The following is a 25,282-nucleotide window of genomic DNA, read 5'->3' on the forward strand; positions in this document are numbered from 1 at the left end:
ACACAGAGGGCTCACCCTAACAATATTCAAATAACGGATTGAATGACAATGTTCCCTTGTTATTTTCGGCAGACCGCGATTCCGAAGGGGTATCGGACCCCTTCACGGCATGCCGATTCAAACGTGACCCCCCGTTGATAAAAAAACGTCTTTTCCCTGAAACCGCCGAAGAGTTCATGAAACTCCGCCGGAGTCAACTGATGAAAATGAAAGGGATCTTTGCAAGGAATCCCCCGCCCCCGACCGAAGGGGGTGGAGAGAACCAAGGTGCCGCCACGTCTGAGGAGCCGCTCCAACTGCCGGACAAAGAAACGATCGTCGGGCATATGCTCCAAGGTTTCAAAGGAAAGAACCGTATCAAATGTGCCCAGTTTTTCCGGCAGCTCCGGATCGGTGGCGTCGGCCACCCGGTAATGGGCCAGCGGGTGGTAGTACGTGCGACGGGCGTACTCCACCGCATCCCGATCCCGATCCACACCGATCACTTCCTCCACTTCCTTCTTCCGCAGTTTGGCCACCATCTGGGTGCCGTATCCCGCCCCGCAGGCCAGATCCAGCACCCGTCCGCGGACATAGGGGGCGGCGAAATAGTATCGGGCCACATGTTCCAAAAGCAGGCCGTTGGTCGGTTTCATCCACTCGGGTACAATCCGCTCTTCCGTCGGTTTCATCCGTTTTCACCGCTTTTCCATTTTTTCTTCCCCATTGTAAACCGAACTCCGATCCGGGCAAAAAAGGCGTGATCCCCACGGATCACGCCATGAAACGGCGTTTTAATCCCCTGCCCCGATTGCCGCTGCACGTGTTAAGAGTTCCCCGTCGATTTCCCGGTTCAGAAGCGCGATGTTCCGGTCGATCCGTCCGGGTTTCTTGGTCCCGACCAGCACGGAACTGATCCCTTTGTTTTCATGGAGAAACCGAAGGGCAAGCGCCGTCAGGGCTTCCCCGTCCCCCTCCGTCAGCTCCAGCAGGCGGCGGATCCGTCCTTTTTCCGGAAAATCTTCTTCCATGTAAGGAAGAATACGGGGAGTCAGCTTTCCCATGGCAAGGCCCGACCGGATCAGGACCCCGATCCCTTTTTCCCGGCAGAGACGGATGTTTTCTTCGTTTTGACGATTGAGGAGATTGTACTCCATCTGCATGACGTCGAAGTCACCGGAGAGGATGCATTGTTTTGCAAGCTCCCCGTCGATGGAAGCCCCCAGGAACCTGACCTTCCCTTCCTTCCGGGCCTCCTTCATCGCTTCCAACGTCTTCCCTTCTTCGATCACTTTTTCCGGATCCGGACCGAAGTGAATCTGCACCAGGTCGATCACCTCCGTCCGGAGCCGTCGCAGGCTCCGGTCGATCGACTCTTTCACCGCCCGGTAAGAAAAATCATAAAAAGTATCCGGCTCCCGGCTGTGTTCGCCGCATTTGGTGGCGAGCACGTATTCTCCGCGGCGGTGGGAAACGGCTTTCCCGATCCGTTCTTCACTCCGATGGTAGGCGCTGGCGGTGTCGATGAGGTTGATTCCCCGATCCAACACCGCGTTCAGCACCCGGTTCGCTTCCCGTTCATCCGGCCGTTCCCGGTCCTTCCCGGAACCCAGTCCCCAGTCCCGACCGATCTCCAGAGCCCCGAATCCCAGAAACGTCACAGACCCGCCCATCCGGGGGATCTCCCGTTTTTCCAACGCTCGATTCATTCGGTTCACCTCGCTTTTCATTGTAGCAGAGCGGGTGTTTTTTCACATCTCACCCGCGACGATCAGCAACATCGAGCGCGGCGTTCCCCATGTCCGTCAGGACCGGGCCATCTATCTCTTGGAAAAGCTGGGGCTCTCCTTGGAAGAACTCCCGGATATGGTGATCGGAGAAGAGCGGGAACTGAAGAGGGTTCAGTTTCAATTGTTTATGGCCGAGTCTCTTCATGATATTAATGAAGTGGAAAAGGCTCTAAAAAAATTGGACGAGCTAAATGTAACCGACTCCCACCCTCTTGCCGCATACTTCCATTATATAAAGGGCAAATGTTTTAACACGTTGAAAAAGTGGTCCAAAACGGAGCGTTCCTTACATAATGCCATCCGCCTCGCCAGTCCGGACCGAAGCAAGACGAACCTGGAATCGGCGGCTTTCACGGAACTGGGCCTTAACAGCTATTATCAAAACAACCTGGAGCAAGCGGTGCGATACAGTGACAGCGGCATCGATGCCTTTGAGGAGAACGGGGAAAGGCAACACTTTAAGTACCTCCTCCGGCGAAACAAAGCGATCTACCTGGAACGTCTGGGCCGGCTGGGAGAAGCGATCCGTCTGGTCAACGAGGTGTGGGATGAGCTGAACGGGATCGACCAAACCGAAACGGTATTAAGCTTCTACTGGCTGCGCGCGGAGCTTTCCAGACGGACGGATATGACGGATGATGCCATCCGGTTTGCCGAAGCCGGGTTGGAAAAGGCCCGCATAAACAGACACTATACCCTGATGTTTGATTTTTGGACGGTCCTGGGCAGCGTGTATATGTCAAAGGAAGAGTGGGAACCGGCCGAGGATTGTTTTAACATGGCCTTGAGCTTAAGAGGAAAGTTTCCGGATGAACATAAATATACTGTCACCTTTGCCCGGCTGGGTCTTCTGTACTTGCACCAAGACAAGATCGATCAAGCAATGGATGTAATCCGGAAGGCCATCCAAATCGGTGAAAAATATGATGACGCTCCCCGACTGACTTATGCACTTCAGGCCATGGGGGATCTTTACTTCAAACAGGACCGAAGGCAGGAAGCGATCCCCCATTATGAACGGATGCTCAAACTGGCACGGAAACATCATCTCATGAATAAAGAACACCGTGCCCTGTTGCAATTGGCACGGTGTTGGGAAGGAATCGACGAGCAGGAATTTCAAAAGCTTACTCGAAGTATGTATAAAGTACAGGTCAAACTGCATCACGAGGAGGAGACAATCCTTGAAGAAGTCCATTAACCGTCTGATTCTTTCGATAATGACTCTGATTGCCCTTGGCGGCGGTATCTTTTTTGGACTGAAAGAAACAGAAACCAACCCAGTCAAAATTTCTTCAAACCAGCCGGAATACAGCGATCCGGGACGAGGTTAACTCTTTTCATGGAATAAGGCAACTGACAAAGGTCAGTTGCCTTATTTTTTTAGGATATTCAGTTCAAATCTTCCCGCTTACCGGTCTCGATATAGACGATGCTTTCGGCGATGTTGGTGGCATGGTCGGCGATGCGTTCCAGGTAGCGGGCGACGAAGCTGAGGCGGAGAGCCTCTTCCGTAAACTGTTGCTGCTGGATCATGTATTCCAGGAGCTCTTTCACGATGGACTCGTACTTCCGATCCACCACGTCATCCGTCTCGGCCATTTTTTTGGCCAGTTCCACGTTGCCGTCGATGAAGCTGTTGATCCCGTCATGGACCATGTTCTGGGTGATCCGGGCCATTTCGGGAATGTCCTCCAGCTCTTTGAACAGCTTGAGGCGGTTTTTCTTGAAATGAAGGGTGACTTCGGCGATGTTGCAGGCCAAGTCCGCCATCCGTTCCATGTCGGAACCGATCTTCAACGCGGCGATCAGTTTCCGGAGGTCCTTGGCCACCGGTTGTTGGGTGGCGATCAGGGTCGCCACTTTTTCATCCAGCCGGTCCTCCATGGCATCGATAGCAGGATCGTTGTTCAATACATCACGGGCCATGTCTTCGTCCATCCGGGCCAGGGAGCGAACCGCCTTGTCAATCGCGACCTCCAACTCTCCCCCCATGTCGAGGAGGAGATGCTTTACTTCCTGAAGGGACGTGTCAAACTGTCGCATCACGGATCAGGCTCCTTTCCTTAACCGAAGCGGCCGGTGATGTAGTCTTCGGTCTTCTTGTTGCCGGGGTTGGAGAACAGCGTGTTGGTATCGTCATACTCGATCAGTTCCCCGTTGAGGAAGAAGGCCGTCTTGTCGGAGACGCGGGCTGCCTGCTGCATGTTGTGGGTGACGATGACGATCGTGTATTTCTCCTTCAACTCCTGGACCAGTTCTTCGATTTTGGAAGTGGAGATCGGATCCAGGGCGGAAGTCGGTTCGTCCATCAGGACGATCTCCGGTTCCACCGCCAAGGCCCGGGCGATGCAGAGACGCTGTTGCTGTCCGCCGGACAGACCGGTGGCCCGATCCTTGAGACGGTCTTTCACTTCATCCCAGAGCGCCGCCTGACGGAGGCTTTTCTCCACGATCTCATCCAATTTCTTTTTGCTGGTGATGCCGTGAATCCGGGGTCCGTAGGCGACGTTGTCGTAGATGCTTTTCGGGAAGGGATTGGGGGCCTGAAAGACCATCCCCACCTCTTTCCGCAGCATTTCCACATCGATGTCGCGGTCATAAATGTTTTTGCCGTAGAGTTCGATATTCCCTTCGATCCGGACACCGGGGATGAGATCGTTCATCCGGTTCAGGGTCCGGAGGAAAGTGGATTTCCCGCAGCCGGACGGACCGATCAGGGCCGTCACCGAGTTTTCCGCCACATCCATCGATACATTGTAAAGGGCCTGCTTTTCACCGTAATACAGATCCAAGTTTTCCACCCGGATCGCCGGTTTCGTTTGCACTGCTTGCTCAGCCATGGATCGTTTCCCCCTTAACCGTCTCTCCGTTGATATTTATTCCGCAGGAAAATCGCCAAAGCGTTCATGGTCAGCAGGATGGCCAGCAGCACGATGATTCCGGCCGCGGCCAGCTCCTGGAATTCCGCTTTCGGCAACCCGGTCCAGGTGAAAATCTGGATCGGCAGCACCGTGAAGGGATCAAAGACATTGCCCGGGGTAAAGTAAATGAAGGTCACCGCCCCGACCATGATGAGAGGTGCCGTCTCCCCGATGGCCCTGGAGAGGGCCAGGATGGTTCCCGTGAGAATCCCCGGCATGGAGTACGGAAGCACCACCCTGGAAATAGTCTGCCACCGGGAGGCACCCATGGCGTAGGAAGCCTGTCGCAGAGAAGAAGGCACGCTGGCGATCGCCTCGCGGGCCGCCACAATCACAATCGGCAGGATCAAAAGCGTCATCGTCAAGGCCCCGGTCAGCACGCTCTGCCCCAGATTCATTCCCCGGGCAAAGATGGTGAGACCCAGGATCCCGAACACGATGGAAGGCACACCGGCCAGGTTGCTGATGTTCAGCTGGATCAAGCGGCTGAACCAGTTTTTCTTCGCGTACTCCTCCAGGAAGATGGCTGCCCCCACCCCAAAGATGAAGGTGAGCGGGGCCGTTACCGCAATCAGCCAGATCGAACCCCACAGAGCCGCTTTCACCCCGGACTTTTCGGGAAAACGGGAAGCAAAATTGTTCAACAGGTCGGCACTGACCCATTTCCAGCCTGTGTTGACAATGTCGAACAATAAGATCCCCAATACAACGACACCGACCAGAGTGGCCAGGAAGAACAGACCGTGAGCCAGGCGGTTCATCATGCGACGAAACCCGACGCGGCCGGCACCTTGATTACGGTTTGCAGAATTCAAGGATTTCGCCTCCGACTTTCCTTTTTGACCGATCACCGCTTCTTCCGCACCCATCAGTATTCCTCCTTAAACCGGCGAGAGATATACTGAGCCAGGAGATTCATGATCATGGTGAAGACGAACAGGGTCATCCCCACCGCATAGATGGACTTGTAAGCCGTGCTTCCGAAACTGATATCTCCGGACGCGGCCTGGACCATGTAGGCCGTCATCGTCTGGATGGAATCGGTGGGATCAAAGGTCAGTTTCGGCGTGGCACCAGCGGCAATCGTCACAATCATTGTCTCCCCGATGGCGCGGGAGATCCCCAGGACGAAGGAAGCGATAATCCCCGACAAGGCGGCGGGCACCACCACTCTCAGCGCCACTTCCAACCGGGTGGACCCCATGGCGTAGGCCGCTTCCCGGATTCCCCGGGGGACGGAACTCATGGCATCTTCTGAGAGGGATGCGATCATCGGAATAATCATGATGCCGACCACGATGCTGGCACTGAGGGCGTTGAACGGCCCCATGTCGGGGAAGAAGGTCCCCCTTAACAACGGAGTGACAAAGGTGAACGCAAAGAATCCGTACACCACCGTCGGGATCCCCGCCAGGATTTCCAAAACCGGTTTCAACACCCGACGAACCCGGTCATGGGCATATTCACTCAGGTAGATGGCTGCCGCCAATCCCAGCGGGATGGCGACCAGAGCCGCCCCCGCCGTGACAAGCAGGGTCCCGGAAATCAGAGGCAGAACTCCGAACTTTTGCTGATTCCCGCTGAAAAGAGCGGTCCATTCCGTTCCCGTGATGAACTGAACAAAGGGAATTTCCTCAAAAAAGCGGGCGGTTTCAACAATCAGCGTGAAGACGATCCCCAAGGTGGTCAGAACGGATACGAGTGCACAGACAAGAAGGAGTTTGGGTATGATCCCTTCCCAGGTCGTTCGCCAGGTCCGCTGCTTGCGAAAGCGGTCCATCCCCACCGATCCAGCTGTTTTCATAATGTTGTCGCTCCTTTCCCTTAAAACACGGGAAAGTGTGGCACAGTCCCCAACGGACGGCCACACAATCCTTTCCAGCGATGTCAAGCTTCTTACTTAATGCCCAGCTCTTTCAGTTCTTCCTCGTATTTTTCATCTTTCAGTTTGATGTAACCCACTTCCGGCACGAGTTCCTTCCCTTCGGTCAGGTAGAACTCCATGAACTTCTTGATGTGCTCTTTTTCCATGGCCTGCTTGCTGGCGTAGACGAAGATCGGGCGGGAGAGCGGGGCATACTTTCCGCTTTGGATCGTTTCTTCGGTCGGTTCCACCGCGCCCTTGCCGGCATCGATCGGAACGGCTTTCAGCTTATCCTTGTTTTCTTCGTAGTAGGCGTAACCGAAGTAACCGAGGGCGTTTTTGTCACCGGCCACCCCTTGCACCAAGGTGTTGTCGTCTTCGGACTGGGTGTAGTCGGTGCGGCTCTTGCCTTCTTCACCGACAATTTCTTCAGTGAAGTAGTCGAAGGTTCCGGAAGAAGTCCCCGGACCGTACAGCTTGATCGGTTTGTCGGGCCATTCCGGGTTGACGTCTTTCCAGGTCTTCACCTTGCTGTTCGGTTCCCAGATCTTTTTCAGCTGATCCACGGTCAGCTTGTCGACGAAGTCGTTTTCTTTGTTGACGACGACCGTGATCCCGTCCTTGGCCACTTCAACTTCAATCGGCTCCAGACCGGCCTTTTCAGCGGCCTCCTTTTCTTCGTCCTTGATCGGACGGGAAGCGTCGGAAAGGTCGGTTTCTTTCTTGGCCCATTTTTCAAAGCCGCCGCCGGTCCCGGATTGGGATACCGTCACGTCGACGCCGGGGTTCTTTTTCATGAACTCCTCGGCAACGGCGGAGGTCACCGGGTAAACGGTGCTGGATCCGTCGATTTTGATTTTACCGGAAAGGCCTTCTCCGCCACCTTCACCACCGGCGTTCGGGTTGTTGGAGGAGCAGCCCACCACCAGTGAAAGCGAAAGTACCAGAGCGCCTGCGATTTGCAAACTTTTCTTCAGCATAACGACACAGCCCCCTAGAGAAAATGTAATTCAGGTTTACCATTCCCTTGACCACTGCCAACTATAAAGCGATACTTTTATTCTCAAATAAACGGATTGTTAAGGTTTTGTAAAGGAGGCGGTTACCATCCTGTAACATAAAAGTAAACCTGGAATCGTGGGGATTGATTGTCAGGCTCAGAAGAAGGGAAGCGGCTTTGCCGTCCTGCCCGGCGGAGAATCAGCCGGCAAAGGCATTCAGGGGCAAAAGCTTGTATGGTTTGCCCCTGAACGCAGCAGGAGCGGACCATGCCTGCATCCCTGCCCGACAGCATAGTGAGACCGGGGAGCGCAAGCGACCCAGGCGAGACTTGTGCTCTGTGAGTACAACCGGAGCGGCTTCGGGTAAATGCCGCCGCTCACTTTCTCACCATCCTTTTAGAGGGGGAAGGAGAGCGTGATCGCCGTGCCTTTTCCCACCCGGCTTTCCACGTGAATCTTCCCTTCATGGGCTTCCACCAGATGCTTCACAATCGCAAGTCCGAGACCCGTTCCGCCGGACTCGCGGGAGCGGGCCTTATCCACCCGGTAGAAACGTTCAAAGATCCGGGGGAGATCCTCTTCGGGGATGCCAATGCCCGTATCCTCCACCTGAACCCACCAATGATCTTCCTTCTTCCCTGCCCGCAACCGGACATGCCCCCCGGCCGGAGTGTAGGCCATGGCATTGGAGAGGAGATTGATCAAAATCTGGGAAAAACGATCCTTGTCCACCCGGACCCGGAATTCCTCTTCCACCTCCACCCGGAAGGACAAATCCCGCTTGCGCATCTGTTCTTCCACGGTTTTCCCGGTTCGGCGGATGAGCTCCCCAACGTTGACCTCTTCCAGATCCAGCCGCATTTTTCTCGACTCGATCCGGGAGAGATCCAAAAGGTCGCTGATCAGCCGCTCGAGGCGAAGGCTTTCCGTTTGGATGATCTTTAAAAATTCCTCTCTCATTTCGGGATCTTCCGCTGCCCCGTCCAGGAGGGTCTCCGCAAACCCCCGGAGGGAAGTGACCGGGGTTTTCAATTCATGGGAGACATTGGCAACAAACTCCGTCCGCATCTTCTCCAGCCGGCGGATGGCGGTGATGTCGTGGAGCACCGCCACCACTCCCATACCACCTTTCTCTCCGTAAATCGGAGTCAGGTTGGCTTCCATGATCCGTTCTTCGGGGAAATAGAGATGAATCTCATCCCGGACCCGTTCTCCCGAATCGAGACACTTTTTAACCAAGAGATGAAGGTCGTGAAAAATGGCCCGTTCCGGCAGGGGTTTGTTCAACAGCTGGGGACTCTTCATGTTGAAAAAACGGTGGATCGCTTTGTTGGCCAAGGTGACTTTTTCCTCCGAATCCACCATCAAGAGACCGCTTTCCATCGTTTCGATCACGCCGGTCAGCCGGCGTTCGTTCTTGCGGATGGTTTCCAGCTGGTAGCGGAGACCGGCGGCCATCCGGTTGATTGCGGTGGCCAGGCGGCCGATTTCATCCCGCTGTTTCACGGGAACCCGGCGGTGGAGTTTATTGCGGGCGATGTCCACCGCCACCTGGGTGATCTCTTCGATGGGGCGGGTGATCCTGTAAGCGATCCGGGAGCTCATGAATGCAGCAAAGATGAAGGACAACAAAAGCCCCCCCGTCAAGGAGACCCAGATCTGGCTCAGGCTCCGGTCAATCGTCTCCAGTTCGAGGGCCAGCCGAACGGCCCCCAGGACACGAGCGGTGTCCCCGTCCCCCTTCACAACCGGAATGAAGACATACAGTTTTCCGTCCGCTGTGACACTGTTATATTTTCCTTTCGACTCGGCGCGGAGGGCACGGGCCACCTCCGCGTGATGCTTCAAATTTCCCAGTTCCTGCGGGGGCTTGGAGGAGTCCCCCAATACATCCCCGTTCCGATTGATCAGGGTGACCCGGGCGTCAAGGGAACGGCTGAATTTGTCCGCCTGTTGCTGAAAAAGCGCCGGCTCATCCAGCGCTTCTTCCCAGTTCAGCGTATCCACCAGCAGTCTGCCCTCTTTCCCGAGGCGGTCCGTCAGCGAGTCCAGATAGGAGGATTTTAACAGAAGAGCGACAAAGATCCCCGTCCCCAGTACCGATACGGCAATCACCAGCAGAGACATCAGGGTTAAGCGGTGACGAAGTGATCTCATGAGTCCTTCGGGCCTTCAAATTTGTATCCGATCCCGCGAACGGTTTTGATGTAAACCGGATTGCGGGAATCCTCCTCCACTTTCTCCCTCAGGTGGCTGACGTGAACATCCACGATCCGGGTATCCCCGATGTAATCATAATCCCATACCGCATTGAGAAGCTGGTCACGGGACAACACCTTTCCCCGGTGGTTGGCCAGATAAATCAGGAGTTCAAACTCTTTGGGGGTCAGGTCCACCTGGGTCCCTTTTCGGAGGACCTCATACCCTTCCGTGTCGATCTCAAGGTCCCCCACGATCAGCTTCTTCTTCTCCCGGGGGGCTTCCCCCTCCCGAACGGCTTCCATCCGGCGGAAAATGGCTTTCACCCGGGCCACCAATTCCCGGGGGCTGAAGGGTTTCGTCATGTAATCGTCGGCCCCCAGTTCCAGGCCGAGCACCTTGTCAAACTCTTCGGTTTTAGCGGTGAGCATCAGGATCGGGAGGTGCCGGTTTTCCCTCCGCACCTGTTTGCAGACCTCCAATCCGTCCATCTTGGGGAGCATGAGATCCAGGACCAAGAGATCCGGATTTTCATTTTTCACTTTCTCCAACGCCATCTCCCCGTCTGTGGCCACTTCCACCTGATACCCTTCTTTTTCCAGGTTGAATTGGACCAGTTTGACAATGGAGGTCTCGTCGTCGACAACCAACACTTTTTTGTCCATCTTCCATCCTCCGCTTCGATGGTTCTCCCATTCCGGCTTCATCCGGCCGGGATCAGGCGGATTCTTGACAATTATTCTTTCTTTCCGCCTGAGGTTCATACAAATCCCATACTACACAAACTGCCACTTTCGTAAAGTCCCCCCTGTTCCCTGTGCAATCGAAAAAGCGCCGCGGAATCGGCGCTGCAACCGGTTAAAAATTTTCGTAGGCGTGTTTCAACCAATCGGTCCTCGGCTGGGGTGGAATCACGTCCACTTCTCCTTCCAACACCTTTCTCCCTTCCCCGTCCGTTCCCCGGACGGAGAAAGTGACCCACTTTTGTTCCCGGTCTTTGTACGTCAGTTCCAGTTCCAACCGAAGAGTGGAACCCAACCAGGCCGGTTTCGGGCAGGACAACCGCTGTTCACGCAATAAACTTCCGGCTCCCGGAAGTTTTTCCGAAAGAATGGATTCCACCCATCCAGTCAAAAGCCCCACAGGGACCAGGAGACGGCTGTAAGGGGTTTGTTCTGCATACTGGGATTGGAGAAAGAGGGGGTTGGTATTGTCGGTGGCACCCAGGTAAAGGAGGAGATCCTTGTCGTGAACCTTCCGCACCTCTTCCGTCCGGTCTCCCACCGACAGCCGTTCCCACGTTCGACCCGGATCGGTTCGTTTCCCCAGAATCATCGCCCATCACCTCCCCGTATACGCTTACATTTCCATCCGGAGTATGAAAAAGCCCGGGAAGGCCCGGGTTTTGGATGGATTTATGAAAGAAGTTTCATCACACTGCGGACAGAATCCGCCGATTTGTCCAGTTGCTTTTTCTCTTCATCGGTCAGGTCCAGCTCGATGATTTGCTCCAGACCGTTGGCACCCAGGATCACCGGAACACCCAGGTAAATGTCATTGTATCCATATTCCCCCTCCAGGTAAGCGATGGCCGGGAGAATCCGCCGTTTATCCTTCAGGATGGCCTCCGCCATCTGAACCAGGGACGCCGCCGGGGCATAATAGGCGCTGCCGTTTCCGAGCAGGCTGACGATTTCCCCTCCGCCTTTGCGGGTGCGTTCCACGATCGCATCCAGCCGATCTTTGGAAAGCCACTTCTCCAGAGGAATTCCACCGGCGTAAGAATAACGAACGAGGGGAACCATGTCGTCCCCGTGACCGCCGAGCACAAAACCGGTCACGTCTTCCACGGAAATGTTCAGTTCCTGAGCGATAAAGGTCCGGAAACGGGCGGTGTCCAATACACCCGACTGGCCGATCACCCGGTTTTTCGGGAACCCGGAGGTGCGATACACCTCATAAGTCATGGCGTCCACCGGATTGGTCAACACCAGGATGGTGCACTCGGGGGAATACTTCACAACCTGTTCGGTCACCGAGCGCATCACTTTGGCGTTGGTGCTGACCAGATCATCCCGGCTCATGCCGGGTTTCCGTGCCACACCGGCGGTGATGATGACCAGATCGGAGTCCTTGGTGTCCTCGTAATCGACGGTTCCGGTGATTTGGGCATCAACACCCTGGACCGGGGTGGACTCCAGCATGTCGAGCGCTTTTCCTTTGGTCGGGCCTTCGGCTTGCGGAATGTCCACCAAAACCACGTCGCCCAGTTCCTTCTGGGCCAGCATCAACGCTGTGGTCGCACCGGTAAAGCCGCTTCCGATTATGGAAATTTTCCTTCTGCGGATGGACATGGAACTACCTCCGTTTCGGCACATTATAGATTTTCGATGAGTTTGGTTGCGAATTCCGAGCACTTGAGCTCGGTGGCCCCTTCCATCAAGCGGGCAAAGTCGTACGTCACCGTTTTCTGACTGATGGTTTGATCCATGGCACGGTATATCCGGTCCGCAGCTTCCTGCCAACCGAGGTGTTCCAGCATCAAGACACCGGAGAGGATGACGGAACCGGGGTTCACCTTGTCCATTCCGGCATATTTGGGGGCGGTTCCGTGGGTCGCCTCAAAAATGGCGTGGCCGGTTTCAAAATTGATGTTGGCTCCCGGCGCGATTCCGATGCCTCCCACCTGGGCGGCAAGGGCATCCGAGATGTAGTCCCCGTTCAGATTCAGAGTGGCAATAACGTCGTATTCCGCGGGACGGGTCAGGATCTGCTGCAGGAAGGCATCGGCGATGGAGTCCTTCACGATCAATTTGCCTGCCGCTTCGGCTTCGGATTGGGCTTGGTTGGCCGCATCCAAACCGTGTTTCTCCTTGATCTCGTCATACTCCCACCAAGTGAACACCTTGTCGCCGAATTCCCGCTCAGCCAGTTCATAGCCCCAGTTCTTGAAGGAGCCTTCGGTGAACTTCATGATGTTTCCTTTGTGCACCAAAGTCACGCTCTTGCGCCCGTGATCGAGGGCGTATTGAATAGCCGCCCGCACCAGACGTTCCGTTCCTTCACGGGAGACCGGTTTGATCCCGATTCCGGAGGTTTCAGGGAAGCGGATTTTTTTGACGCCCATCTCATCCTGAAGGAACCGGATCACTTTTTTGGCGTCCTCAGACTCCGCCTGCCACTCGATCCCGGCATAGATATCCTCGGAGTTTTCCCGGAAAATCACCATATCCACCTGTTCGGGCTTTTTGACCGGGGACGGAACCCCGTTGAAGTAACGGACGGGTCGCAGACAAACAAACAGATCCAATTCCTGGCGCAGGGCCACGTTGAGAGAGCGGATCCCCCCGCCGACCGGGGTGGTCAACGGCCCTTTGATGGCGACAAAGTATTCCTCGATCGTCTTCAGAGTTTCTTCCGGAAGCCATTCCCCGTACTTCTTGTAAGCTTTTTCGCCGGCATAAATCTCAAACCATTCGATTTTCCGTTTCGATCCGTAGGCTTTTTCCACCGCGGAATCCAGAACACGCCGTGCGGCAGCCCAGATATCCGGACCGGTGCCGTCCCCTTCGATAAAGGGAATGATCGGATGGTCCGGGACGCGGAGTCCCCCGTTTTCAAGAGTGATCTTTTCTCCGGTCTGAGGTGCTTCATACCGTGCCATAAAAACACTCCTTTTCCTGTTTGGGGGGTGGACCGGATCGGATCCGGTCTCCCCATTTTATCTTTTTTCAACAGGGATGTAGGACTGGTTGACCGGCCCCGTGTACTCGGCGCGGGGACGGATCAGACGGTTGTCGGCATACTGCTCCAGAATATGGGCGGTCCAACCCGAAACGCGGCTGATCGCAAAGATCGGGGTGAACAGCTTCCGGGGGATCCCGAGATAATGGTAAGTGGAAGCGGAATAAAAGTCGACATTGGGTTTCAACCCTTTTTTCCGATCCATCAGGTCTTCAATGGCCACGGACATTTGGTACCAAGTTCGATCCCCGGTCGTGTCGGCCAGCTGGCGGGACATCTCCCGAAGGTGCTTGGCCCGCGGGTCGCCGTCTTTGTAGACGCGGTGACCGAAGCCCATGATCTTTTCTTTGTTTTCCAGCTTGCGTTGGATGGTCTCCTCCACTCTGTCCGTCGTGCCGATCTCTTCCAGCATGGCCATGACACGTTCGTTCGCGCCGCCGTGGAGGGGGCCTTTCAAGGTCCCGATTGCCGTGGTCACGGCCGAATACATATCGGAGAGAGTGGCCGTGGTCACACGGGCTGCAAAAGTGGATGCGTTCAACTCATGGTCGGCATGCAGGATAAACGCTTTGTCGATGGCCTTGACAGCCGTCTTCTCCGGCTCTTCGCCATGAAGCATGTAAACAAAATTCCCGGCATAGCCGTATTCCGGACGCGGTGAGACCGGTTCCAACCCTTTGCTGAGACGGAAGAGGGCCGCAACGATGGTCGGCAGTTTGGCGGTCAGGCTGATCGCTTTCCGGATGTTGGCCTCCCCGCGGTTGTCATCCGCTTCCGGATCATACATGGCCAAGGCGGAAACCGACGTCCGGAGTGCCGCCATGGGGTGGATGTCCTTCGGATAAGACTTCAGTTGTTCCAGAACGCCTTGAGGCAGCTCCGCCTGAGAACCCAAATCCTTTTTGAGTTCCTCCAGTTCATTTTTTTTGGGCAGGCGTCCGTTCCAGAGAAGGAACATCACTTCCTCGAAATTGGCCTGTTCGGCCAGCTCATCGATGTTGATGCCGCGATAGGTCAACACCCCGTCCACGATGGAGCTGATCTTGGAAGTGAGAGCTACGACACCCTCCAATCCTTTCGCAACCGACATGGCAATCGCTCCTTTACGAATGAAAATAGTGCTCGGGCACGCTAGAAGGCCGGTCTTCACCCCCTCGAGAAATGAAGGGTTTAATGATGTGAATTTTTATTACATTAACATGAGCAAAGCATCCATCCCGCTCCGGCGCTCCGCTCCAATGAAGAATGAAAAGAACCGTCTGAACCTGTACGGCTTGGACCGGTTCCGTTAATGAAATGAAATTTTGCCTTTGGTGCCCCGATTCGCCTCTTTTAGTTTACCATAAAAAAAAAACGTTATCATCACAGTGGTTTCCAATAAAACATGATACAATAAATGCGAAACGGGACGGGTCGGGATAAAGCGAGTGGGAAGACCGTCCCACGGTTTTGGAAAGGGGGTTCACGGTTTGGACCGCACAGCAGCCGTCAGCATCGCTCTCCGGGCTTCCCTGGTCGTGGGGGTGGCGATCTTGGCGTATTATATCGTGATTTTTTCTTTCCCGTTGACCTATCCCTTTTTGATCGGTTGGTTGATCGCGATGATGGTGGAGCCCGCCGTCCGCTGGTTGGAAGCACGGATCCGGCTCCCCCGCTGGGCGGGCGTCACTCTGACCCTCGTTCTGGTGATGGGCAGCCTTCTCACGCTGCTGGTCATACTCGCCTCCAGAATTGTCATTGAATTGACAAAACTGGCGGAACGCCTTCCTGACATCTTCAACCGCTTCAACCAATATTTAATTGACACATTTGTTAATGAAAACAACGAATTGACCCGCATGATCCACACCATTCAGGAATATATGCAGAAAAACCCGGAACAGAGCTCCGAAATCATGACCAGCATCCGCGACAACCTCGGGGTCATTACCGATAAAGGAACGCAGATGATCACCGACATTCTGGCAGGGATCGGTATTTTCCTGGGAAATCTCCCCTATTACGCAACCGTTCTCGTATTCATCATCCTTGCCGCCTTTTTCATCGGACTCGACTGGCCCCGTCTGAAAGAGGCGATTCTCCGCCTGATTCCCAAACGAATCCGGAGTACCGGGGGGGTGGTCTACTCGGATCTCCGGAAAGCCCTGCTCGGCTTTATCCGTGCACAGCTGACCTTGATTTTGATCACCGGAGTTCTGGTCTGGTTCGGCCTCACGCTGTTGGGGGTGGACTACGCCCTGGTGCTCGCCCTCATCATCGGAGCGGTGGACCTCCTTCCTTACTTCGGAGTGGGGGCGGTATTGGTTCCCTGGTGGGGGTACCTGATGTTGACCGGCGATTTCCGGTTCGGTCTGGGAATCGGCATTCTCTATGTGGTGATCGTCGTCGTCCGCCAATTCCTGGAACCGAAGCTGGTGGCCACGAATATCGGGTTGGATCCGCTATTCACCCTGGTCGCCCTGTTTGTGGGATTGAAGCTGATCGGGGTGATCGGCCTGATCATCGGACCCGTGGTGGCCGTCATCCTGATCGCCCTTTACCGGGCGGGAGTTTTCAGCGACTTGTGGAACTTCGTCATCCACGGAAGGACCGGCGGGCGTCCCGCCGGTTAACAAACCAAAACCCGCCCATCCCGGGCGGGTTTTGGTTTTACCACCGGCGCCGTGAAATCCGGAACACACGTCCCTCCTCGATCATCCGGGTGAGCCGGCGCTTGATGAAAAGTTTCACCAGGCCCCGGGTGTAAGGAACCAACAGCAAGAATCCGACGGCATCGGTGAAAAATCCGGGCGTCAGAAGGAGGAGCCCGCCGGACAGGATACAAATCCCGTCCAGAAGGGCATCTCCCGGAAGTTCGCCGTTGTTCAGTTGGATCTGCGTCAGCCGAAGGGTCTGCAAGCCCTGCCAGCGGGCCAAATACCCACCGGCCACTCCCGTGGCGATCACCGCCAACACCGTGGGCCACGCCCCGATCACTTCACCCACAGTAACCAGGCCCCATATCTCCAAGGCGGGAACGAGGATCATGATCAACACCAATATACGAAACACGGTTTCATTCCCCCGTTTATTCCTTAATGGGTGTGGGCGAGGAGCAAGTGATACAGCTCCGGCTTTTGCCGCTTCAGATTGAAACGCTTCATCCGGCGATCCGTCCACATATGAATCGTCTCACCCCGGGCCACCAATTCGTTATCGGACTTCCGGCGGACCTCATAACGGAAGGTGATCTTCGGTCCGCGCATCTCCCCCACCCGGGTCAAAACCCTCACTTCATCTTCATATCGGGCCGGGGAGTTGAAACGGCAATGGAGATCGACGACCGGGAGCAGGATTCCCTGCTCTTCCAGTTCTCCGTAAGAAACGCCGATCTCCCGGATGAAAGCCGTCCGGCCCACTTCAAACCAGACTGCATAGTTACTGTGATGAACCACGCCCATTTGGTCCGTTTCCTGGTACCTTACGCGTAAAACGGTTTCATGAACAGTGGGTTCTCCCATGGCGAATCCTTAAACACCTCCGATCGACCCCATTATACCACGGTATCGGAAAAAACCGCGTATTACCGGAAGCTGTGCGGCTCACTTTACATATTTCGGGAAAGGAACACACATAATGTGAATAGCCAAATCCACTTTGAACAGATACAATAAGAATAAACAACAGGATTCGGAATCAGGATGATGAAAGGAGGTTCCCAAAGTGAAATTGCGGCGGCGCAAAAAACGGCGTAAAAAACTTCGCTGGTGGATCTATCCCCGGCTCCGTACGATCTGAACCGCCGTGACCCTGCGGAATGACAAAGGGCTCCTGCATTTTTCCGTTTTTTACACGACAAGCGCTGGAAAAACCAGCGCTTGTTTTTTGTTCCTCAAAGGACATTGGCACGTCCGGAGTAAATGTGCCCCCGTTCCGGGTCAACGGTCAGCTCCATGCCGTCTTGAAAGAGACGGGTCGCCCCCTTCACCCCGACCACCACCGGGATTCCCAGACTTAAGCCCACCACTGCTGCATGGGAGGTGAGGCCGCCTTCTTCCACGATCACCGCGGAAGCGCGTTCAAAGGAATCCATCATGTCCTTGTCCGTTCCCTGGGTGACCAGAATCGCCCCGTCCTTCATCTTGGAGCGCAGTTCCTCCGCGGTTTTGCCCACCACCACTTCACCGGTGAGCACCTTTTTTCCGACTCCCTGTCCGCTGGCAAACACGTCTCCGATCACATGCACTTTCATCAAATTGGTTGTGCCGGACTGTTTCACGGGAACACCGGCGGTGATGACCACCAGTTCCCCATGGCGGACCAAGCCGGCTTTCAGGGAAGACTGAATGGCGGTGCTGAGCATTTCATCGGTGGATTCCACCCGGCCCCCTTCCACGGGGTAGATCCCCCAGACAAGGGTCAACTGCCGCATGACCTTATGATGGCGCGTCACCGCCACGATCGGGGCGCGGGGACGGTATTTGGAAACCATCCGGGCGGTCCGGCCGCTTTCGGTGGAAGTGATGATGGCGGAAGAATTCAACGCGCCGGCGGTGTGGACCACCGCCTGACTGATGGAATCCGGAATGCTCACTTCCAGCTCCCGGATCCGCTCACGGAACAGGTCGGCGTATTGAAGGGAGTCCTCCGCTTTGGAAGCGATCCGGTCCATGGTCTGCACCGCCTCGACGGGATATTTCCCGCTGGCTGTCTCCCCCGAGAGCATGATGGCATCGGTGCCGTCAAAGATCGCGTTGGCCACATCGCTGGCCTCGGCACGGGTGGGACGCGGGTTTCGCTGCATGGAGTCCAGCATCTGGGTGGCGGTGATCACCGGTTTGCCCAGATGGTTGCATCTTTTGATCATTTTTTTCTGCAGCACGGGAACTTCCTCGGCCGGAATTTCCACTCCCAAATCCCCGCGGGCCACCATCACCCCGTCGGAAACTTTCAGGATGGCGTCCAGGTTCTTCACGCCTTCCCGGTTTTCGATTTTGGAGATGATATGAATATCGGCCCCGTACTCCTCCAGAATCTTGCGGATCTCAAGAACATCGTCGGCCTTTCTCACAAATGAAGCGGCGATAAAATCCACATCCTGTTCAATGCCGAAACGGATATCGTCGGCATCCTTGCCCGTGATTCCGGGAAGATTGACGGAAACCCCCGGAACATTGACCCCCTTGCGGTTCTTCAGAGGGCCTCCGTTCTCAATGCGGCAGCGGATGTCGCCCCCCTGCACCTCCTCCACCCTGAGGCTGATGAGTCCATCGTCAACCAGAATCGTGGAGCCGGGGCGGATGTCGTCGGGCAGGCCCTTGTAAGAAACAGACACGCGGGAAGCATCCCCTTCGATTTCTTCGGTGGTGAGGGTGATGGTTTCCCCCGTCTTCAACTCCACTTCCCCTTCCCGGAGAAGACCCGTGCGGATTTCCGGCCCCTTCGTATCCAAAAGAATGGCCACCTTGGTGCCCAACTCCCGTTCCACCTCTCGGATGCGTTCGATCCGGCGCAGATGTTCTTCATGGTTCCCATGGGAAAAATTGAGCCGCGCCACGTTCATGCCGGCCCGGACCAGGCGCCGGAGCGTCTCCTTGTCCTCGCTGGCCGGGCCGATGGTGCATACGATCTTGGTCCTCCGCATCCATTCCACTCCTTTTTTATATGGCTAAGATACTGGCTAAGTTGTAGATGGACATATCGGGGTGATGTTTCATGGCAAAAGCTTCTTCAAAATCGAGACCGACGATTTGATTCCTCCGGCTGGCCACCATCTGATCCTTTTTCCCTTCCAGGAGAAGATCCACCGCCTTGGCCCCCATCCGGCTGGCCAGAACCCGGTCGAAGGCGGTTGGCGAACCGCCCCTCTGGATATGACCCAGGACGGTCACGCGGGTTTCGGCCCCGGTCTTTTCTTTGATCCGGCGGCCGATGTCCACCCCGCTTCCGACTCCTTCGGCCACGATGATGATGCTGTGTTTTTTGCCCCGGCGACTTCCGCGTTCCAACCGCTCCACAATTTCATTCAGGTCATGGGGGGCTTCCGGGATCAGGATGGATTCCGCCCCGTCGGCCAGACCCGCCCACAGGGCGATATCCCCCGCGTCCCGCCCCATTACTTCCACCACGTAAGTCCGTTCATGGGAAGTGGCCGTATCCCGGATTCGGTCGATGCACTCAATGACGGTATTGATCGCCGTATCGAACCCGATGGTGAAATCCGTTCCCGGAATATCGTTGTCGATGGTTCCGGGAACCCCGACGGTGGGGATCCCCTGCTGGGTCAGCTTCTGCGCCCCGCGGAAACTTCCGTCCCCCCCGATGACAACCAGGGCATCCACTCCCTGCTTTTTCAGGTTCTCCACGGCTTTGGCCTGTCCCTCCGGGGTTTTGAATTCCTCGCTCCGGGCACTGTACAAAACCGTGCCTCCCCGATGAATAATATCCCCAACCGAACCCAGATTCATGGACACGAAATCTCCCTGAATCAGTCCGGTATATCCGCGGTAAACTCCGACGACCTCCATTCCGTGATGATGGCCTTTCCGGACCACCGCCCGGATGGCCGCGTTCATTCCCGGCGCGTCTCCCCCGCTGGTCAGAACTGCGATTCGCTTCATCCATTCTCACCTCGTTCGTTGTAATCACCCGAATCCCCGTCGGGACTGTTATTGTCCCGCCGGGACAAAAAGAGAATACCGTGGGGTGATTTATTCCACGGTATGGTATACCCCGATTTTCTCAAATTTTTTGTGCCGGTCAGATACCAGCTGGTCACCGTCCATCTCACAGAGGGGTTCCAGCGCGTCCCGGATCGCCTCCTTGATCTGTTGTGCCTGAAAAGCCGGATCCCTGTGAGCCCCCCCTTTGGGTTCGGGGATAATCTGATCGATCACGCCCAGCTCTTTGAGATCCTGTGCCGTAATTTTCAGAGCTTCCGCCGCTTCCTGAGCCTTGGCCGCGTCACGCCACAGAATGGCTGCAGCACCCTCGGGGGAAATGACGGAATAATAGGCGTGCTCCAGCATCAAAAGGCGGTTGCCCACACTGATCGCAAGGGCGCCTCCACTGCCTCCTTCACCGGTGACGATACAGATGATCGGCACCCGGAAGCCGGCCATTTCCCGGAGGTTCCTCGCGATCGCCTCGGACTGCCCCCGTTCCTCCGCTTCCACGCCGGGATGGGCTCCTTGCGTATCAACAAAACAGATGATCGGCCTTCCGAACTTGTCCGCCTGCTGCATCAGGCGAAGGGCCTTCCGATACCCTTCGGGATGGGGCAGACCGAAGTTGCGGGCAATTTTATCTTTTGTATCCTTCCCCCGTTCGTGTCCGATCACCGTTACCGGGCGGCCGTCCAGCTTGGCGATTCCGCCGACGATCGCCGGGTCGTCCCCGTAGAGCCGGTCACCGTGCAGTTCCATGAAATCCGTGAAGATATGTCGGATATAGTCCAGGGCGGTGGGACGGGAAGCATGGCGGGCAATCTGCACTTTTTGCCAGGTGGAGAGATTGCCGTAGATCTCTTTTTCCAGTCTCCGGGCTTTTTCCTCCAAGGTGGCGATTTCGTCGGAAAGATCGATGGATTTTTCTTGGGTGAATTTCTGCAGTTCCTTGATCTTCTCCCTGAGTTCCACCAAGGGTTTTTCAAAGGGGAGTTGTCCGTTACCGGTTGCCATCGTTCACCCTCCCGCTGTGCAAATCGAGAATCTTAATCAGGGTCTCCCTCAATTCCGAACGGTGCACCACCTGATCCAGTTGCCCATGCTTCAGCAGAAACTCCGCCGTTTGGAAGTCTTCCGGAAGCTTCTGCCGCACGGTCTGTTCGATGACCCGGCGTCCGGCAAAACCGATCAGGGCCTGGGGTTCGGCGATGTTGATATCCCCCAGGGAAGAGAAGCTCGCGGAAACGCCGCCGGTCGTCGGATTGGTCAGAACCGAAACAAAGAGGACCCGTTCCCGGTGCATCTTTTCCAGCGCCGCACTCGTCTTGGCCATCTGCATCAGGGAAAGCACGCCTTCCTGCATCCGGGCTCCGCCGGAGGCGGAAAAAAGGATGAAGGGGTATTTCTTCGTGGCGGCACGGTGAGCGGCACGGGCGATTTTTTCTCCGACAACGGATCCCATGCTGCCCATTCGAAACCGGGAATCCATCACACCGATCACGGCGGGAAAGCCTCCCACGGTCCCCTCGCCGGTCACCACCGCTTCATTCAGCTTTGTCTTTTCCCGGTCCGCCTCCAGTTTTTTGGCGTAGTTGGGAAACGAGAGGGGATCCCCGGAGGTCAGTCCGGAATCGAATTCAAAAAAACGACCTTCGTCCACAATCATCCGGATTCGTTCCGGTGCGGACATGGAAAAATGGTAACCGCATTTTTTGCAGACTTTCAGGTTTTTCTCCAGTTCTTTGACAAAACCGATGTCTCCGCACTGGGGACATTTCTGCATGATTCCTTCGGGAATGTCTTTTTTCGCCTGCTCCGAGGGGATGGTGGCGTATTTTTTCTGTTTTCGAAACAAGTCCTTTAACACGGTAACACCTCATCCGTGTGCGTATTGGTTTTTGCGGCCGATTACACAACAGAGGGCCCGGCGCACCGGGCCTGACCGTTCCTGGACGGCCGAATGTTTATCCTTGTGAGCGGACCCGGGGGAACCCATCCGGTTTAATCGGAGTCATCATAGCACAGAACGGAAGGGAGAAGCAAAAACAAGCCGGTCGGGGCAGGGTTCAGATCCCGCCCTTGACTCCATCCCTGCCGGTACGGAAAAAACCCGCGGCGGTCAGGTGGGCTTCCAACCTCCGTTCCGCTTCGCGGGGATCCCGGTCCCGAATGGCATCCAGGATTTCACGGTGCTCCCGAAGGGCCTCAGCAGGACGGCCGCTCCGTTTAAGGGAGGATGTTCTCACCGTCTGTCCGTATTGAATCACCGGATACCAAACCCGGAGAAGCAAATGGTTCTGCGAGGCCCGCACCAGGCGGCGGTGAAACTCATAATCCTCCTCCACCGGCACGTTCCCTTCCAAGACCTGCTTCTCCATCTTTTTCCATATTCTTTCCAACTCATCCATATCCTCCCGGTCTGCACGGAGAGCGGCGAGTCGGGCCGCCCCCCTTTCCAGGAGTCCCCGCATCTCCAGCAAGTTGTCCTTGGAAGGTTGGTCCCGAAGGATGTAAAAAGCGAGGAGGTCCACCAAACGATGGGCTCGGTGGGGTTGCAAAAAGGTGCCTTGCCCTCTCCGTGTGGTGATGATTCCCAAAAGCTCCAGCGCCCTGAGCGCTTCCCGGACCGTGGAACGACCCACTTCAAGCCGGGAAACCAGTTCCCGCTCGGAAGGCATCCGGTCGCCGGGTTTTAATCCCTCTTCCTCAATGACTTCCTGGATCCGGAGAAGGATGGATTGAAACTTTGTGGAGCCTGCTTCCGACAGCACGTTCAACACCACACCTCGCTTCACCTGACTTCAAAAGGGTGAGAATATGGAATGAATGGGATTAAGATGAGATCTGGGTTAGCTGCAACGTCCGCTTGTACACTTCTTCCGGATCCACCTGGATACGGGCCACGCCCGTTTCCATCGCCGCACGGGCCACTTCCGCAGCCACCTTGGGGGCTACCCGCGGGTTGAAGGGAGCGGGGATCACATAATCGGGGGAGAGTTCGTCTTCCCCGATCAGATCCGCGATCGCGGAGGCTGCCGCCACTTTCATCTGTTCGTTGATCCCCCGGGCCCGGGCATCCAGAGCCCCGCGAAAAATTCCGGGGAAAGCGAGCACATTGTTCACTTGGTTGGGAAAATCGGAACGACCCGTTCCCACCACTCTGGCACCCGCCTCATAAGCCTCTTCCGGCATAATCTCGGGAACCGGGTTGGCCATGGCAAAAATGATCGGATCCCGTTTCATCGATCGGACCATTTCTTTGGTAACCGCTCCGGCCACCGACACCCCGATAAAAACGTCGGCATCTTCCATCGCGTCGGCCAGACTTCCTTTAACCCCTTCCCGGTTGGTCTCCTTGGCGATGGTTTCTTTGATGGTGTTCATCCCTTCCCTGCGGCCTTCATAGATGATCCCTTTGCTGTCGCACATGAGGACGTCTTTGACGCCCAGGGACAAGAGCAGCTTTATGATGGCAATCCCGGCCGCACCGGCCCCGTTGGCCACCACTCTCACTTCGTCCATCCTTTTGCCCACGACTTTCAGCGCGTTGATCAGCCCTGCCAGTGTGACGATGGCCGTCCCGTGCTGATCATCGTGGAAGACGGGAATGTCCACTTCCTTTTTCAATCGTTCTTCGATGATAAAGCACTTCGGTGCCGCGATATCTTCCAGATTGACTCCCCCGAACGTGGGGGCCAAGAGCTTCACTGTCTCCACGATCTTGTCCACTTCATTGGTATTGACGCAGAGGGGGAAGGCATCCACCCCCGCAAACGATTTGAACAAGACCGCCTTCCCTTCCATCACGGGCATGGCCGCGTGGGGACCGATGTTCCCAAGCCCGAGCACCGCCGTTCCGTCAGACACGACGGCCACCAGATTCCCTTTCATCGTATAGTCGAATACTTTGGCCGGATCGGTATGGATCTCCTTGCAAGGTTCAGCCACACCCGGTGAATAGGCCAGACTCAGATCTTCGGAACGCTTGACAGCCACTTTGGAACGAACCGTCAGTTTTCCCTGTTGTTCACGGTGCAGCTTGAGAGCTTCTTCGCGCAAAGAGGACAATCCTTTCACTCCTTTGATATCCGGTCCCGGCGGTGGTCAGACCACTGAATGGAATATCCCCTATTATAGCAGATGCCGGGACCGGGAGGAAGAGTCCATCCCCCGAAGCATGCCCCCTCCCCTCTCCGCCCGGCCTCCCCCTGTTCCCGCGGGCGGTCCTGTTCCGACGTCTCAGTGCTTTAAAGGAGGGGGGGAAAGATCCCCGGTTTGGTTAAGGGAAACGGTCAGGTCACCGTTCGGTTTCACCGAAGCGAAAAACACCTCTTTTTCGCTGCTGATCCCCTGCTGTTTCAATCGCTGCCGCAGCCAGTCCCGGTCGAGCTTGAGAAAGGCGAGGACATCGGTCTCCACTTTCCCTTCGAGGATCACCGGGTGGGAGAAGTCGGTCACCGGCGGAGCGGGCAGATTCAGATCGCCTTTGGAGACGTTTTGCTTCTCAAATCTTTTTTGCACTGACAGATTCCCGTTAGGTTCAATCACCGCCATCTCCACTTCGTCCAAGTCGAAGATTTGCTGTTCCCGGAGCATGACCAGAATGTTGTCCACCGAATAACGGATACTGCCGAGTGTTTTGGGAAGAAATTCTCCTTTCCATACCACGACGGCCGGCTCAAAGGTCAACAACCTTCCGATCTTCCTTCTGGAAACCGCCAAGCGGGAAACCAGGCGCTGAATAAGCCCGATCGCAAGGATAGTGGCGAAGGTCGGCAAATGGTGGATGTTCGGATCGGCGATATCCGCTCCGACCACGGCACCCATTACCACGATGATGAGGAAGTCGAAAACCGGCATCTCCCCAATGGACCTCCTCCCCATGAAAAGCGTGACAAAGAGAAGCAGAGGAAGGATCGTCACCACTCTTCCCAATATCAGCGGAATGTCCTTGATCATTTCCAGATCCATCACCAACCACCTTCCTTGGATATTTTTTCCGGTCTCTCGATCATAGATTGAAGCAACCATGGAGATCCCATGCATGCCGGGTTGGGTTCGCGGAAGAAACCGGGCCATAACGGTTGAAGAGTATGCCATCGATCGGAGCCAAACGGACACCGGGGTGTCCGTCGGC

At 55.8% G+C, this 25,282-nt stretch carries 25 protein-coding genes and 1 pseudogene; 3 read left to right on the forward strand and 23 right to left on the reverse strand.

Features of this window, described 5'->3' with window-relative positions; all coding sequences use genetic code 11:
- Window positions 1-59 precede the first annotated feature (59 nt).
- Complete coding sequence (locus C8P63_RS04025; protein ID WP_108022054.1) at window positions 60-671, reverse strand: class I SAM-dependent methyltransferase; 612 nt, start codon at window positions 669-671, stop codon at window positions 60-62.
- A gap of 102 nt (window positions 672-773) precedes the next feature.
- Window positions 774-1,688 carry an aldo/keto reductase gene (locus tag C8P63_RS04030; protein ID WP_170109489.1) on the reverse strand — a complete coding sequence of 305 codons (915 nt, stop codon included), beginning with the start codon at window positions 1,686-1,688 and terminating at the stop codon, window positions 774-776.
- A 34-nt stretch (window positions 1,689-1,722) separates the two neighbouring features.
- Here C8P63_RS04030 and C8P63_RS04035 point away from each other — a divergent pair, with 34 nt between their 5' ends.
- The gene (locus tag C8P63_RS04035; protein WP_170109490.1) at window positions 1,723-2,970 is read left to right on the forward strand and encodes a tetratricopeptide repeat protein; all 1,248 of its coding nucleotides are present in this window, start codon (window positions 1,723-1,725) and stop codon (window positions 2,968-2,970) included.
- Complete coding sequence (locus C8P63_RS18965; RefSeq protein ID WP_170109491.1) at window positions 2,954-3,103, forward strand: hypothetical protein; 150 nt, start codon at window positions 2,954-2,956, stop codon at window positions 3,101-3,103. Before C8P63_RS04035 ends, C8P63_RS18965 begins: the two co-directional genes overlap by 17 nt.
- Before the next feature lie 58 nt (window positions 3,104-3,161).
- Here C8P63_RS18965 and phoU read toward each other — a convergent pair whose 3' ends face one another.
- The 12 genes and pseudogenes from phoU to C8P63_RS04090 all read right to left on the reverse strand — a co-directional run bounded on the left by phoU (window position 3,162) and on the right by C8P63_RS04090 (window position 14,591).
- On the reverse strand, window positions 3,162-3,815 hold the full coding sequence (phoU, locus tag C8P63_RS04040; RefSeq protein WP_245920694.1) for a phosphate signaling complex protein PhoU: 654 nt from the start codon (window positions 3,813-3,815) through the stop codon (window positions 3,162-3,164).
- Window positions 3,816-3,835: 20 nt separating this feature from the next.
- Window positions 3,836-4,612 carry a phosphate ABC transporter ATP-binding protein PstB gene (pstB, locus tag C8P63_RS04045; RefSeq protein ID WP_108022057.1) on the reverse strand — a complete coding sequence of 259 codons (777 nt, stop codon included), beginning with the start codon at window positions 4,610-4,612 and terminating at the stop codon, window positions 3,836-3,838.
- Between the two features lie 14 nt (window positions 4,613-4,626).
- On the reverse strand, window positions 4,627-5,457 hold the full coding sequence (gene pstA / locus C8P63_RS04050) for a phosphate ABC transporter permease PstA (RefSeq protein ID WP_108022197.1): 831 nt from the start codon (window positions 5,455-5,457) through the stop codon (window positions 4,627-4,629).
- A gap of 104 nt (window positions 5,458-5,561) precedes the next feature.
- Window positions 5,562-6,497 carry a phosphate ABC transporter permease subunit PstC gene (gene pstC / locus C8P63_RS04055; protein WP_108022058.1) on the reverse strand — a complete coding sequence of 312 codons (936 nt, stop codon included), beginning with the start codon at window positions 6,495-6,497 and terminating at the stop codon, window positions 5,562-5,564.
- A 92-nt stretch (window positions 6,498-6,589) separates the two neighbouring features.
- Complete coding sequence (locus tag C8P63_RS04060) at window positions 6,590-7,534, reverse strand: PstS family phosphate ABC transporter substrate-binding protein (RefSeq protein ID WP_425437241.1); 945 nt, start codon at window positions 7,532-7,534, stop codon at window positions 6,590-6,592.
- Window positions 7,535-7,954: 420 nt separating this feature from the next.
- Window positions 7,955-9,163 (reverse strand): two-component system histidine kinase PnpS, encoded by a 1,209-nt coding sequence (pnpS, locus tag C8P63_RS04065; protein WP_425437242.1) that lies wholly within the window; start codon window positions 9,161-9,163, stop codon window positions 7,955-7,957.
- A 132-nt stretch (window positions 9,164-9,295) separates the two neighbouring features.
- Window positions 9,296-9,715: pseudogene (locus C8P63_RS19965) on the reverse strand (hypothetical protein); the annotation flags it as partial.
- Window positions 9,712-10,422: a response regulator transcription factor gene (locus tag C8P63_RS04070; RefSeq protein ID WP_108022198.1), complete on the reverse strand. Its 711-nt coding sequence runs from the start codon at window positions 10,420-10,422 to the stop codon at window positions 9,712-9,714. The pseudogene C8P63_RS19965 and the gene C8P63_RS04070, both read right to left, overlap by 4 nt.
- Before the next feature lie 193 nt (window positions 10,423-10,615).
- Window positions 10,616-11,092 (reverse strand): hotdog family protein, encoded by a 477-nt coding sequence (locus C8P63_RS04075; protein WP_108022061.1) that lies wholly within the window; start codon window positions 11,090-11,092, stop codon window positions 10,616-10,618.
- 80 nt (window positions 11,093-11,172) lie between these two features.
- Window positions 11,173-12,111, reverse strand: a complete 939-nt coding sequence (gene mdh, locus C8P63_RS04080; RefSeq protein WP_108022062.1) for a malate dehydrogenase — start codon at window positions 12,109-12,111, stop codon at window positions 11,173-11,175.
- Between the two features lie 23 nt (window positions 12,112-12,134).
- On the reverse strand, window positions 12,135-13,421 hold the full coding sequence (gene icd / locus C8P63_RS04085) for an NADP-dependent isocitrate dehydrogenase (protein ID WP_108022063.1): 1,287 nt from the start codon (window positions 13,419-13,421) through the stop codon (window positions 12,135-12,137).
- 57 nt (window positions 13,422-13,478) lie between these two features.
- On the reverse strand, window positions 13,479-14,591 hold the full coding sequence (locus tag C8P63_RS04090) for a citrate synthase (protein ID WP_108022064.1): 1,113 nt from the start codon (window positions 14,589-14,591) through the stop codon (window positions 13,479-13,481).
- Window positions 14,592-14,970: 379 nt separating this feature from the next.
- On the opposite strand from C8P63_RS04090, the gene ytvI reads away from it, so the two are divergent.
- Window positions 14,971-16,113 (forward strand): sporulation integral membrane protein YtvI, encoded by a 1,143-nt coding sequence (gene ytvI, locus C8P63_RS04095; RefSeq protein ID WP_170109492.1) that lies wholly within the window; start codon window positions 14,971-14,973, stop codon window positions 16,111-16,113.
- 37 nt (window positions 16,114-16,150) lie between these two features.
- Here the strand turns inward: ytvI and C8P63_RS04100 are convergent, their stop codons facing one another.
- The 9 genes from C8P63_RS04100 to C8P63_RS04140 all read right to left on the reverse strand — a co-directional run bounded on the left by C8P63_RS04100 (window position 16,151) and on the right by C8P63_RS04140 (window position 25,116).
- Window positions 16,151-16,552 (reverse strand): FxsA family protein, encoded by a 402-nt coding sequence (locus C8P63_RS04100; protein ID WP_108022066.1) that lies wholly within the window; start codon window positions 16,550-16,552, stop codon window positions 16,151-16,153.
- A 23-nt stretch (window positions 16,553-16,575) separates the two neighbouring features.
- On the reverse strand, window positions 16,576-17,001 hold the full coding sequence (locus C8P63_RS04105) for an acyl-CoA thioesterase (RefSeq protein WP_108022067.1): 426 nt from the start codon (window positions 16,999-17,001) through the stop codon (window positions 16,576-16,578).
- Between the two features lie 371 nt (window positions 17,002-17,372).
- Entirely contained in the window at window positions 17,373-19,124 is a 1,752-nt protein-coding gene (gene pyk / locus C8P63_RS04110) for a pyruvate kinase (protein WP_108022068.1), read from the reverse strand.
- Window positions 19,125-19,140: 16 nt separating this feature from the next.
- The gene (gene pfkA, locus C8P63_RS04115) at window positions 19,141-20,100 is read right to left on the reverse strand and encodes a 6-phosphofructokinase (RefSeq protein WP_108022069.1); all 960 of its coding nucleotides are present in this window, start codon (window positions 20,098-20,100) and stop codon (window positions 19,141-19,143) included.
- Between the two features lie 90 nt (window positions 20,101-20,190).
- The gene (locus C8P63_RS04120; RefSeq protein WP_108022070.1) at window positions 20,191-21,159 is read right to left on the reverse strand and encodes an acetyl-CoA carboxylase carboxyltransferase subunit alpha; all 969 of its coding nucleotides are present in this window, start codon (window positions 21,157-21,159) and stop codon (window positions 20,191-20,193) included.
- Window positions 21,146-22,012: an acetyl-CoA carboxylase, carboxyltransferase subunit beta gene (gene accD / locus C8P63_RS04125; protein ID WP_108022071.1), complete on the reverse strand. Its 867-nt coding sequence runs from the start codon at window positions 22,010-22,012 to the stop codon at window positions 21,146-21,148. Before accD ends, C8P63_RS04120 begins: the two co-directional genes overlap by 14 nt.
- A 199-nt stretch (window positions 22,013-22,211) precedes the next feature.
- Window positions 22,212-22,928: a FadR/GntR family transcriptional regulator gene (locus tag C8P63_RS04130; protein ID WP_245920673.1), complete on the reverse strand. Its 717-nt coding sequence runs from the start codon at window positions 22,926-22,928 to the stop codon at window positions 22,212-22,214.
- 49 nt (window positions 22,929-22,977) lie between these two features.
- The gene (ystJ, locus tag C8P63_RS04135; protein ID WP_108022072.1) at window positions 22,978-24,213 is read right to left on the reverse strand and encodes an NADP-dependent malic enzyme; all 1,236 of its coding nucleotides are present in this window, start codon (window positions 24,211-24,213) and stop codon (window positions 22,978-22,980) included.
- A 171-nt stretch (window positions 24,214-24,384) separates the two neighbouring features.
- On the reverse strand, window positions 24,385-25,116 hold the full coding sequence (locus C8P63_RS04140; protein ID WP_342748053.1) for a DUF421 domain-containing protein: 732 nt from the start codon (window positions 25,114-25,116) through the stop codon (window positions 24,385-24,387).
- Window positions 25,117-25,282: the final 166 nt, after the last annotated feature.

It is taken from the genome of Melghirimyces profundicolus (genome assembly GCF_003054245.1).
In the GTDB taxonomy this organism is placed as follows: Bacteria; Bacillota; Bacilli; order Thermoactinomycetales; family DSM-45169; genus Melghirimyces; species Melghirimyces profundicolus.

Bases quoted from the DNA above. Each gene is read 5' to 3' on its own strand.
- C8P63_RS04025 (WP_108022054.1), bottom strand. From the start codon at position 671: ATGAAACCGACGGAAGAGCGGATTGTACCCGAGTGGATGAAACCGACC.
- C8P63_RS04030 (WP_170109489.1), bottom strand. From the start codon at position 1,688: ATGAATCGAGCGTTGGAAAAACGGGAGATCCCCCGGATGGGCGGGTCT.
- phoU (WP_245920694.1), bottom strand. From the start codon at position 3,815: ATGCGACAGTTTGACACGTCCCTTCAGGAAGTAAAGCATCTCCTCCTC.
- pstB (WP_108022057.1), bottom strand. From the start codon at position 4,612: ATGGCTGAGCAAGCAGTGCAAACGAAACCGGCGATCCGGGTGGAAAAC.
- pstA (WP_108022197.1), bottom strand. From the start codon at position 5,457: ATGATGAACCGCCTGGCTCACGGTCTGTTCTTCCTGGCCACTCTGGTC.
- pstC (WP_108022058.1), bottom strand. From the start codon at position 6,497: ATGAAAACAGCTGGATCGGTGGGGATGGACCGCTTTCGCAAGCAGCGG.
- pnpS (WP_425437242.1), bottom strand. From the start codon at position 9,163: ATGAGCTCCCGGATCGCTTACAGGATCACCCGCCCCATCGAAGAGATC.
- C8P63_RS04070 (WP_108022198.1), bottom strand. From the start codon at position 10,422: ATGGACAAAAAAGTGTTGGTTGTCGACGACGAGACCTCCATTGTCAAA.
- C8P63_RS04075 (WP_108022061.1), bottom strand. From the start codon at position 11,092: ATGATTCTGGGGAAACGAACCGATCCGGGTCGAACGTGGGAACGGCTG.
- mdh (WP_108022062.1), bottom strand. From the start codon at position 12,111: ATGTCCATCCGCAGAAGGAAAATTTCCATAATCGGAAGCGGCTTTACC.
- icd (WP_108022063.1), bottom strand. From the start codon at position 13,421: ATGGCACGGTATGAAGCACCTCAGACCGGAGAAAAGATCACTCTTGAA.
- C8P63_RS04090 (WP_108022064.1), bottom strand. From the start codon at position 14,591: ATGTCGGTTGCGAAAGGATTGGAGGGTGTCGTAGCTCTCACTTCCAAG.
- C8P63_RS04105 (WP_108022067.1), bottom strand. From the start codon at position 17,001: ATGGGAGAACCCACTGTTCATGAAACCGTTTTACGCGTAAGGTACCAG.
- pyk (WP_108022068.1), bottom strand. From the start codon at position 19,124: ATGCGGAGGACCAAGATCGTATGCACCATCGGCCCGGCCAGCGAGGAC.
- pfkA (WP_108022069.1), bottom strand. From the start codon at position 20,100: ATGAAGCGAATCGCAGTTCTGACCAGCGGGGGAGACGCGCCGGGAATG.
- C8P63_RS04120 (WP_108022070.1), bottom strand. From the start codon at position 21,159: ATGGCAACCGGTAACGGACAACTCCCCTTTGAAAAACCCTTGGTGGAA.
- C8P63_RS04140 (WP_342748053.1), bottom strand. From the start codon at position 25,116: ATGGATCTGGAAATGATCAAGGACATTCCGCTGATATTGGGAAGAGTG.